The following is a 9,416-nucleotide window of genomic DNA, read 5'->3' on the forward strand; positions in this document are numbered from 1 at the left end:
GCCGTCGACCCTTCGAGGGCCGCTGAAGAAGCGGCCACCTCCAGCGACAAAGGCGAAGCCTTTGCGCGGGGGTGACGGTGAAGGGGCGAAGCGGCTTCCACAAAAAATGCTCTACCCGTTCCGTCGCGCGCCGCGCAGGGTCGGCAGGCCGATGCCGGCGGCGTCGAAGCCGCCGTCGACGGCGAGGATCTGTCCGGTGATGTAGCTGGCGCGATCCGAGCACAGGAAGAAGATCGCTTCCGCCAGCTCCTCCTCGAGCCCATAGCGATTGAGCGGGATGGCGTCGTGATAGTCGGCGCGGATCTCCGGCGTGTGAACGGCCTTGGCCATCGCGGTCTCGACCGGCCCGGGCGCGACGCCGTTGACGCGGATGCCGAGCGAGGCGAGTTCGACCGCGAGCTGCTTGGTGAGATGCGCGAGGCCGGCCTTGCTGGTGCCGTAGGCCGAGCGCAGCGTCGAGGCACGCACCGCCGAGATCGAGGTGATGTTGACGATCGCACCGCCGCCATGCTCCCGCATTAACGGCGCGGCCGCTTTGGTGCACAGGAACGGGCCGGTGAGGTTGACCGCCATGATCCGGCTCCAGTCGGCGTCCGAGGTCTCCAGCACCGGCGTGAACACGGCAATGCCGGCATTGTTGACCAGCGCGTCGAGCCGGCCGAACCGGTCCGTGATCGCAGAGATCGCAGCTGCCACGCCAGCGGCATCCGATACGTCGCAGGTGAGCGCCAGCGTGTCGTCGGGCTGCTTCAGCGCCGCGACCGCCGCGCGCAGCAATTCGCCCTCGATATCGAGCAGCGCGACGCGCCAGCCGTCGGCGAGAAAGCGTTTCGCCGCGGCAAGCCCGATGCCACGCGCGGCGCCGGTCACGAGTGCGACTTTGGGGGGAGCGGAATTCATCGGATGGTCCATCGGTTCGGGCAGGAAGTCCCGACCGTCTGCGACCTTTACTCCGACGTGTCAACCCGACGGCGACACGCGGCATGCTCTCTCTCCGTCACTCTGAGGCGCGAGCGTAGCGAGCCTCGAAGGGTGCACGGCCAACAGCCGGGGAGTGTGGAGTATCGGCTTCCGACTGCACGTCCGACCCTCTCGCCGCAATCCTGAAGAGCCCGCAAAGCGGCGCGTCTCGAAGGATGCACGGCCCCCAGCCCGGGCCGCCCATCCTTCGAGGATCGCACCGTGGCTTACGCTGCGAGTTCGGCAGAGGCGCGCTGCATGTTGGTGGACATGTCCTGCGTCACGATGCTCTGCTCCTCGACCGCGGCGGCGGTGGAGGTGATGTATTCGTTGACGCCGGCGATCGCCGCCTTGATCTCGGACAGTGAGCTCACCACTTCGGCGGCGATCGAGTTCAGCGCGTCGATTTCAGAGGAGATCGTGTCGGTCGCCTGCTTGGCCTGATTGGCGAGGCTCTTCACCTCGGAGGCGACCACCGCGAAGCCGCGGCCGGCTTCGCCGGCGCGCGCCGACTCGATCGTGGCGTTGAGCGCCAGCAGGTTGATCTGCCCGGTGATGCTCGAGATCATCTCGACGATGCCGCTCATCGCCTGAGCTGCGGCATTGAGCTTCTGCGCCTGTCCGTCCGCAGCCTCGACCCGGCCGGTGGCGACCGCGGCGTTCTGCTTCGACTTGGTCATGGTTTCCGAGATCTCGCGGATCGAGGCGCTCATCTCCTCGCTGCCGGCGGCGACCGCCTCGATCAGGCCGCGCGCGCTGTCTGCTTTCTTGCGGCCGATCGCCTGCGCGGTGATATCGGTGGCGTACTTCACCACCTTGTAGGGCTTGCCGTTGAGATCGAGGATCGGGTTGTAGGAGGCTTGGATCCAGATCTCGCGGCCGCCCTTGGCGATGCGCTTGTATTCGGCGGCCTGAAATTCGCCGCGGTTCAGCGCCCCCCAGAACTCGTGGTAGCCGGCCCCGCTCGCCTCAGCGGGCTCGACGAACGTGCTGTGATGCTTGCCCTGGATCTCGGCAAGCGAATAGCCCATCGCGGCGAGGAAGTTCGGGTTCGCGGTGCGGATCGTGCCATCCATGTTGAACTCGATCACCGCCTGCGACTTGCCGATCGCATCGATCTGGCCGTCATTGTCGGCGGTTTTCACCTTCTGCTGCGTGACGTCGGTGGCGAACTTGACGACCTTGAACGGCTTGCCGCGGTCGTCGAGGATCGGGTTGTAGGTGGCGAGGATCCAGATTTCCTTGCCGCCCTTGCCGAGCCGCTTGAATTCGCCGGCCTCGAACGTGCCCCGGTTCAGCCGTGCCCAGAAGTTGCGATAGGCCACGCTGTCGCGGTCGGTGGGCGGCACGAACATGCTGTGGTGCTTGCCCTGGATCTCGGCGAGCGAGTAGCCGAGCGCGCTTAGAAAATTCTCGTTGGCATTGACGATGGTGCCGTCCATGTTGAACTCGATCACCGCCTGCGCCCGGCCGATCGCGGCGATCTTGCCGGCCTCCTCCATGCTGTGAATCTTCTGCGCCGTGATGTCGGTGGCGAACTTGATCACGCCGACCGGCTTGCCACTTTTGTCCAGGATCGGGTTGTAGGAGGCCTGGATCCAGATCTCGCGGCCGCCCTTGCCGATGCGCCTGTATTGCGCGGCCTGAAACTCGCCGCGGTTCAGGTTGGCCCAGAACGCGCGATAGTCCTGGCTGTCGCGAATGGCCGGATCGACGAACATGCTGTGGTGCTTGCCCTTGATCTCGTCGAGCGTGTAGCCCATCGCATTCAGGAAGTTCTCGTTGGCGTCGACGATGGTGCCGTCGAGCTTGAACTCGATCACCGCCTGCGACTTGCCGATCGCGGCAGTCTGCGCCAGAGCATTCTCGATCTTGGCCTTGTTGCTGAAACTGAACATCAGGGCTCCGTGAAGGTCCAAATGAAAGGGATGGGGAAAAGCGGATCGCGGCAACTCACGGAAAGGTTGCAGCGAGCCGTTTAGCATCGGTAAAGCCTGTTGCTCACGCGCGTCTGGCACGATCTGCATAATGCGCCGATGCACCCGCGCATCTCTTTCAACTTGCGGCGTATTTTTTCAGTATGCACGTTATCATCCGTAGTCTGCATGCGATGTTCACCGTAATCTTACGGGCGAAAATCGATGACAACCTTCGTCTGATGCGGATGGTCGCAACGCGTTCACTTCAGCAGCGCTGATAGGCCTATTACGAAGTTTGATATTACTGGCCGCTTCGCCGATCGATCTGATTCGCGTCCTCGACGAAGGCGCGTCGAGGTTCGAGTATCTGCTCACCGCGATCGCAAAATAATCGTGGCACGAGATGTCGGCCGGGCGGCCTCCGATTCGTCCTCCGGGAACTGGTTCCATGATGGAGTTCCGATGTCGCTGACCCTGCATTACCACCCGCTGTCCTCGTTCTGCTGGAAGGCGCTGATTGCGCTCTACGAGAACGGCACGCCGTTCAAGCCGAACATGGTCAATCTCGGCGATCCCGCCGAGCGCGCGGCGCTGCTCGCGCTGTCGCCGATCGGCCGTTTTCCCGTGCTCCGCGACGAGACGCGGCGCGAGACGGTGCCGGAATCGAGCATCGTCATCGAGTATCTCGACCGGCATTATCCCGGTGCCGTCAGGCTGATCCCCGAGGATCCGGACCTCGCATTGCAAACCCGGCTGCGCGACCGCTTTCTCGATCTCTATGTCCATCTGCCGATGCAGAAGGTGGTCGGCGATCGCCTGCGGCCTGCCGATCGCAAGGACCCCCATGGCGTCGCCGAGGCGCGGGCGCAGCTCCGCACCTCCTATGCGATCCTCGATCAGCAACTGATCCTTGATCAGCAACGCGCGCAGGGCGGCTGGATGATGGGCGAGCACTTCTCGTTGGCCGATTGCGCGGCCGCGCCGACGATGTTCTACGGCAACAAGGTCGAGCCGTTCGGAGATGGCCATCGGCATCTGGCGGCCTATCTCGAGCGGCTGATGGGGCGGCCGTCCTTCGCGCGCGTCCTGAAGGAGGCCGAGCCCTATTTCGGCATGTTCCCGCAGGAAACCTGAAGCAAGCCGGCCCTCCGATCCGGTTCCAAAAATAAATTGTGGCGTGATGTCGCTTTTGCGCCGTCTCGCTCGTCATCTCCCTGAGGCCCGGGTTTCCGGAGCGCTGGCCGCTCCGGAGGCCCGGGCAATACGTGTGGGAGACGACATGGCTGCAGCTGGCAACAGGGCGGAGATCATCCGCTCCCTCTTCGCCGCCTACCTCGCCAATGACCGCGCGAGTGTCGAGGCGGCGTTCGCGGAGGATTTCCGCTTCTCGACGCCCTATGGCGAGAACATCGACAAGCCGACCTATTTCGCCGAGTGCTGGCGCGGCTCCGGCTGGATCGGCCGCCACGAGATCGAGCGCATCATGGTCGACGGCGTCGAGGCCTTCGTCACCTATCGCTGCGTCGCGCGCGACGGCAAGAGCTTTCGCAACACCGAGTTCTTCGTGTTCGACGGCGACAAGGTGTCGCGCATCGACGTCTATTTCGGCCCGTCGCATCAGGGCGGCGAACTCGTCAGGCAGGAGCGCTGAGGGCTGTGGCGCGCGATGCAATGACCTCCGAAATAATTTCGCAAACCCTGTCGGCGTGGCAAGCCCCGCGTCGTCCTTGAGACGAGCACCGGAGATACCGGCAAAGCAGCTGAACAAGACAACGGAGCAGGACGATGAAGTTCATGGTGATCGTGAAGGCGAGCCGGGATACCGAGGCCGGCGTGATGCCGAGCACCGAACTGCTCGCCGCGATGGGCAAGTTCAACGAGGAGATGGTCAAGGCCGGCGTGATGCAGGCCGGCGAGGGCCTGCACCCGACCAACAAGGGCGCGCGGGTCAAATATGCCGGCGGGCAGAGCACCGTGAGCCACGGACCGTTCAGCCTGACCAGCGATCTCGTCTGCGGCTTCTGGCTGATCGAGACCAAGTCGCTCGATGAAGCGATCGACTGGATGAAGCGCGCGCCGTTCGACGTCGGCTCCGAGATCGAAATCCGCCAGGTGTTTGCCGCGGAGGATTTCGGCGAGGCGCTGACGCCCGAACTGCGCGAGCGGGGAGAGCGCCTGCGCGCGCAGGTGGGCAAGAAATGACACCCGACGTCATTCCGCGATATCGCGCCGGCGATGCGCTCCGAATACATGATCACCGTCGCAAGTCATGGATTCCGGGCCGGCGCCGTGTGGGGCTTCCCGGCATGACGAGGGTGAAGATTGCGAGTGATTCAACAGGCAAGGAAATCCGACCAATGCGTTTCATGATGCTGATGATCCCGCTCGGCTACGAGTCCGCGCCGGCCAAGCTCGAGCTCGACCCCGAACGGGTCGCCGCGATGATGCGGTACAATCAGGCGCTGAAGGACGCCGGCGTGCTGATCACGCTGGAAGGCCTGCATCCGCCGGCTGCCGGCGCGCGCGTCAAGTTCGACACCGGCGTGCCGGTCGTGATCGACGGCCCGTTCACCGAGGCCAAGGAAGTGATCGGCGGCTTCTGGATGATCGAGGTCGCCTCGCGCGCCGAGGCAATCGAATGGGCCAGGAAATGCCCGGCCACCGCGAACGAGATGATCGAGATCCGCCAGGTGCAGGAGATGGCCGATTTCTCCGAAGAGGTGCAGCAGGCGGCCGCGACCTTCGAGCATCCACAGGGCGGCTGGGGCAAGGCGCTGCGCTGACACCGCATGATCCAAGTCGCGATGCCGCCGCACGGCGTCATCGCGCCAGCAAACGATCGTCAAACCAGCAACGACCACAACGGAGACGCAACATGAGCACCAACACCTTCCTCGCCGTCTATCTCGGTGGCGGCAGCACCGGCTCGCGCATGGCCGCCTGGAACGCGCTGCCCGAGGCCGAACGGCGCGCCAAGGAGCAGCAGGGCATGGCGGCCTGGGGCGCCTGGGTCGAGAAGCACCATGACGTGATCGTCGAGATGGGCGGACCGCTCGGCAAGACCAAGAAGGTCGGGCAGGGCGGCGTCACCGACATCGCCAATCTGATGACCGGCTTCACGGTGGTGCGCGCGCCCTCGCATGAAGCGGCGGCAAAGCTGTTCGAGAACCACCCGCATTTTTCGATCTTCCCGGGCGAAGCCGTGGAGATCATGCCGGTGCTGCCGATCCCGGGGCGATAGGCAATCGTTTCTGGCCATGGGCTCCCTGAACCTCTCCCGCGCGCGGGGGTCGAGACGAGCGAAGCTCGCTCTTAGGTCGTCGCGCGTAGCGCGGCGGATGGAGGCCCTCTCCACTGTGTAACTCGCGGAGAGGGCCTCCGCTCGCCATTTTTGAGTCAGGTCACGCCGACCCGAGCAAATCTGAAAGCCCTTGAGTGAAAGTCCTGGAGTGGAGGTCATGCGCCATGGCGAAGCTCGTCTTCGGACTGAACCAGTCGCTCGACGGCTATGTCGATCATCAGGCGATGGTGCCGGACACCGGGCTCTTTCGTCATTTCATCGAGCAGGTACGCGGCGTGGCCGCTATGTTGTATGGCCGTCGCATGTACGAGGTGATGCGCTATTGGGACGACGACCTTCCTGATTGGGATGCGGAGGAGCGCGACTATGCGGCAGTGTGGCGGAGACGGCCAAAGTGGGTCGTGTCGCGCTCGCTGAAATCCGTCGGACCCAACGCGACACTGGTCGAGGGGGACCTTGAGGCGGCGGTGCGCGGGCTGAAGGCCCGGCTCGACGGGGAGATCGAAGTCGCCGGGCCGGACCTGGCGGGGAGTCTGACCGAGCTTGGCCTGATTGACGAGTATCGACTGTACCTCCGGCCCATCGTGCTCGGGCGCGGCAAGCCATTCTTTGTCGGGCCCCGCGCGCCACTCCGCCTGGTGGCAAGCGACCGGATAGGCGAAAACACGATCAGGTTGACCTACGTCCCCGCCTAGTCATGCAACGTGCCTGACGGCGTTGCGCGGAAGCCCCCCGACTGACTGGTCCGTTAATCTTGATTGATGCGCCGCCGCCCCGCTAGTGACCTTTACCGCCGGCTCATGTAAAAGCCGTTCACATGAGCTGGCGCAAGGACCAAGGCCGCGCCGAGCGCGGCTATCATCACGGCAATCTCAAAGAGGCGTTGCTGCAGGCCGCCCTCGACCTGATCTCGAAGAAGGGGCCGGCCGGCTTCACCTTCGCCGATGCCGCGCGGATGGCCGGCGTCAGCCCTGCCGCGCCGTACCGCCACTTCCGCGACCGTGACGAGTTGATCGCCAGCATCGCGCAACGCGGCTTCGAGCAGTTCGAATCGCTGTTGACGCAGGCCTGGGACGACGGCCGCCCCGACACCGTCACGGCGTTCGAGCGCGTCGGCAAGGCCTATCTGGCCTTCGCCCGCGAGGAGCCCGCGTTCTATTCGGCGATGTTCGAATCCGGCCTGCCGGTCGATTCCAATCCGACGTTGATGGCGGCAAGCGAGCGCGCCTTCGCGATCATCCGCGCCGCCGCCGAGCGGCTCGCGGCGCTGGCGCCGCCCGGCATGCCGCGTCCACCGGCGATGATGATGGCGCTGCACATCTGGGCGATGTCGCACGGCGTCGCCTCGCTGTTCGGCCGCGGCGATGCTGCGCGGCGCAAGCTGCCGATGTCGCCGGAGGACCTGCTCGAGGCCGAAGTGCTGATCTATCTGCGCGGGCTGGGCTTCCCGACCGACCGCAGGCCTGGAACCGCGGCAGCCGACGAAAAGCCGGCCGGTCCGTGGGGCAAGCCGAAATAAGGTTCAACGGCAGAGCCAAAAATAATCCGAAGGGTGCGTCATCCGCGCTGCTTGACTTTCCCAAGGGATCGGCTACCTATGTAAATGTTATTTACATTCACAACGGCGTGATGCCGTGATGGAGAAGGAAATGGCCTACACCGCTGATGTCAATCGCTGGCGCGGCCCCGTTGAAGAGCCCTACCGTCCCTACTTCTACGCGACGCCGTGGCATCCCCTGAAGATCGCCGGGATCATCCTCGGCTTCATGATCTGGTGGCCGATCGGCCTCGCCCTTCTCTTTTTCACACTCGGGAGCAGAAAGATGGCCTGTTGGAGTCACAACGACATGGATCGCTGGCAGAACAAGATGGAGCGGATGCAGGACAAGATGGAGCGGATGAAGAGCCGCATGGAGCGCCGCGGCTTCCCGTTCGGCGGCTTCGGTCCGCCTTCCAGCGGCAACCGCGCCTTCGACGAGTACCGTCAGGACACGCTGCGCCGTCTCGAGGAGGAGCAGGTCGAGTTCAAGAACTTCCTCGATCGCCTGCGTCACGCCAAGGACAAGGAAGAGTTCGACGCCTTCATGGCGCAGCACAAGACCCGTCCGACCCCGCCGACCGACCAGCCGCCGCAGAGCTGATGAGGCAACAGCTAGCCTTCAGGCGATGTGCCCCCATAGAACCTGATGGCCCTGAGCCGCCCGTTTGCGATGAGCAAGCGGGCGGTTTGCATTTTGGGGCGGTGACGCCCACTCTATCGTTTGGGAATCCGGACGATGAGGTGAAGACCATGGCGGGATCGGTGACTGTGACGGCTGGCGATCTCTGGCTTGCGATCCGGCGCGAAGCGGAAGCCGCGATCGCGGCTGATTCCTTCCTCGAGGCGTCGGCCGCCTTCATCCTCGATCAGGGTGACCTTGGCGGCGCTCTCGCCTTTCTGATCGGCCGGCATATCGGCCGCGCGGAAGAGGATCGTGCGCAGTTCATGCGCGCGGCCCGCGAAGCCTATGCGGCCGAGCCCGCGCTGGTCGATGCCGCGGCCACCGATCTCACAGCCATCGTGCGCCGTGATCCGGCGATCACGGGCTTCCTGCCGCCGCTGCTCAACTTCAAGGGCTTCGTCGCGCTGCAAGCCTGGCGGGTATCGAACTGGCTGTGGCGCGAGGACCGCCCCGACCTTGCGCTCATGATGCAAAGCGCGACGGCGGACCAGTTGCAGATCAGCATTCACCCGTCGGCCCGGATCGGAACCGCTGTGTTCCTCGATCACGGCACCGGCATCATCATCGGCGCGCTGGCCTCGGTCGGCGACGAGGTCACGATTTTGCAGAACGTCACCATCGCGCGGCATCAGGATGATCCGCGCCGCGCGCCGAAGATCGGCCGCGGCGTGCTGCTCAGCGCCGGCGCCACGGTGATCGGACATCTCTCCATCGGCGATTTCGCCAGGATCGGCGCCGGCGCGCTTGTGACGACGGATGTGCCCGCCGGCTGCACCGCCGTCGGCGTTCCGGCGCGGCTGACGAATTGCGCGGAGGCAGGGGCGCTTTCGTGAGGTGAGCACACCGACCGGGTCGCCCCCTGCGTCGCTACGCCGGCACAAGCATATCGGCGAGTTGCGTAAAGCTGTCCGCGTGGAGGTCGATCCAGGATTCCGGAAGCAGGTGCACCAGATCCTTCGTCAGGTGAGCACGCTGGCTGGCTCCCTCTCCCGCTTGCGGGGGAGGGTGGGGTGG

At 64.7% G+C, this 9,416-nt stretch carries 11 protein-coding genes; 9 read left to right on the forward strand and 2 right to left on the reverse strand.

The features are described 5' to 3' along the window. Positions 1-111: 111 nt before the first annotated feature. Positions 112-900 (reverse strand): SDR family NAD(P)-dependent oxidoreductase, encoded by a 789-nt coding sequence (locus AC1VNY_RS22545; protein WP_482406815.1) that lies wholly within the window; start codon positions 898-900, stop codon positions 112-114. 287 nt (positions 901-1,187) lie between these two features. Further along, a complete protein-coding gene (locus AC1VNY_RS22550) occupies positions 1,188-2,858 on the reverse strand; it encodes a methyl-accepting chemotaxis protein (RefSeq protein ID WP_482406816.1) in 1,671 nt (556 codons plus the stop codon). A 483-nt stretch (positions 2,859-3,341) separates the two neighbouring features. Here AC1VNY_RS22550 and AC1VNY_RS22555 point away from each other — a divergent pair, with 483 nt between their 5' ends. The 9 genes from AC1VNY_RS22555 (at position 3,342) to AC1VNY_RS22595 (ending at position 9,235) form a co-directional block, all read left to right on the forward strand. Further along, positions 3,342-4,013: a glutathione S-transferase family protein gene (locus AC1VNY_RS22555; protein WP_482406817.1), complete on the forward strand. Its 672-nt coding sequence runs from the start codon at positions 3,342-3,344 to the stop codon at positions 4,011-4,013. A gap of 145 nt (positions 4,014-4,158) precedes the next feature. Beyond that, positions 4,159-4,530 carry a nuclear transport factor 2 family protein gene (locus AC1VNY_RS22560; RefSeq protein WP_482406818.1) on the forward strand — a complete coding sequence of 124 codons (372 nt, stop codon included), beginning with the start codon at positions 4,159-4,161 and terminating at the stop codon, positions 4,528-4,530. A gap of 134 nt (positions 4,531-4,664) precedes the next feature. Beyond that, on the forward strand, positions 4,665-5,081 hold the full coding sequence (locus AC1VNY_RS22565) for a YciI family protein (RefSeq protein ID WP_482406819.1): 417 nt from the start codon (positions 4,665-4,667) through the stop codon (positions 5,079-5,081). A gap of 155 nt (positions 5,082-5,236) precedes the next feature. Beyond that, positions 5,237-5,662: a YciI family protein gene (locus tag AC1VNY_RS22570; protein ID WP_028332843.1), complete on the forward strand. Its 426-nt coding sequence runs from the start codon at positions 5,237-5,239 to the stop codon at positions 5,660-5,662. A gap of 92 nt (positions 5,663-5,754) precedes the next feature. Beyond that, the gene (locus AC1VNY_RS22575; protein WP_028341377.1) at positions 5,755-6,120 is read left to right on the forward strand and encodes a YciI family protein; all 366 of its coding nucleotides are present in this window, start codon (positions 5,755-5,757) and stop codon (positions 6,118-6,120) included. 224 nt (positions 6,121-6,344) lie between these two features. After that, positions 6,345-6,875 carry a dihydrofolate reductase family protein gene (locus AC1VNY_RS22580; RefSeq protein WP_482406820.1) on the forward strand — a complete coding sequence of 177 codons (531 nt, stop codon included), beginning with the start codon at positions 6,345-6,347 and terminating at the stop codon, positions 6,873-6,875. Positions 6,876-6,997: 122 nt separating this feature from the next. Beyond that, the gene (locus AC1VNY_RS22585) at positions 6,998-7,699 is read left to right on the forward strand and encodes a TetR/AcrR family transcriptional regulator (protein WP_304498593.1); all 702 of its coding nucleotides are present in this window, start codon (positions 6,998-7,000) and stop codon (positions 7,697-7,699) included. A 130-nt stretch (positions 7,700-7,829) separates the two neighbouring features. Further along, the gene (locus AC1VNY_RS22590) at positions 7,830-8,321 is read left to right on the forward strand and encodes a DUF2852 domain-containing protein (protein WP_076827785.1); all 492 of its coding nucleotides are present in this window, start codon (positions 7,830-7,832) and stop codon (positions 8,319-8,321) included. A gap of 149 nt (positions 8,322-8,470) precedes the next feature. Next, positions 8,471-9,235 carry a serine acetyltransferase domain-containing protein gene (locus AC1VNY_RS22595; RefSeq protein WP_482406821.1) on the forward strand — a complete coding sequence of 255 codons (765 nt, stop codon included), beginning with the start codon at positions 8,471-8,473 and terminating at the stop codon, positions 9,233-9,235. The last annotated feature ends 181 nt before the right edge of the window (positions 9,236-9,416 follow it).

The sequence above is a fragment of the Bradyrhizobium ferriligni genome, assembly GCF_056837965.1.